Origin of the sequence: Nitratidesulfovibrio sp. 1201_IL3209, assembly GCF_036763125.1 — a bacterium.
In the GTDB taxonomy this organism is placed as follows: Bacteria; Desulfobacterota; Desulfovibrionia; order Desulfovibrionales; family Desulfovibrionaceae; genus Cupidesulfovibrio.
Window position 1 is genome coordinate 1 of sequence record NZ_JBAIYT010000077.1, and the last position, 625, is coordinate 625.

The following is a 625-nucleotide window of genomic DNA, read 5'->3' on the forward strand; positions in this document are numbered from 1 at the left end:
CAAGAAGCCATGGCTGCAGCTCGAACTGCTAATGCTAGTCTTGTGGTCCTCATGCTTGCCTTCCTCGTCGTCGTGGCCAGCCCTCCGGCGGCCGAAGCTCTGACCTGCGGCAATGTCGTGGGCTACCTCTCGCAGTGTGTGAACTACGCCCAGGGCAAGGGTCCGCTGACCTCCGCCTGCTGCAACGGGGTGAGGAGCCTGAATTCGGCCGCCAGTACGACGGTCGACCGCCAGACAGCCTGCAACTGCGTCAAGAAAACCGCCACCGGCATCTCCGGCATCAACCCCTCCCTCGTCGCCGGCATCCCCGGCAAGTGCCACGTCAACGTCCCCTACCCCATCAGCGCCTCCACCGACTGCACCAAGGTGAAGTGAGATTAGATAAGATGATGATGAACTTCGAAGGGATGGTAGTAAAATTATAATAAAATGATGAGGAGGATGCATCAATTGTGGCTCCATCCAGTTTGACAGGAGTGGAGTGGAGTTCTTGATGCAATATGTAAGAGCAGTATATGCAATGCAGCAGCAGCATTATGAACTTGACCACAGTTCCTCTGTGGCTTTTGCTCAACTAGCTAGCTAGCTGTCTACCTGATATATATATAAAATAATCTAATTATCA

1 protein-coding gene is annotated in these 625 nt (G+C 53.3%); it reads left to right on the plus strand.

The genetic code is table 11. The features are described 5' to 3' along the window. Nucleotides 1-51: 51 nt before the first annotated feature. The gene (locus V6B97_RS17110) at nucleotides 52-375 is read left to right on the plus strand and encodes a non-specific lipid-transfer protein (protein ID WP_333507712.1); all 324 of its coding nucleotides are present in this window, start codon (nucleotides 52-54) and stop codon (nucleotides 373-375) included. Nucleotides 376-625 lie beyond the last annotated feature (250 nt).

What these genes read in the sequence shown, in the direction of transcription:
- V6B97_RS17110 (WP_333507712.1), top strand. Translation starts at nt 52, where the DNA reads ATGCTTGCCTTCCTCGTCGTCGTGGCCAGCCCTCCGGCGGCCGAAGCT.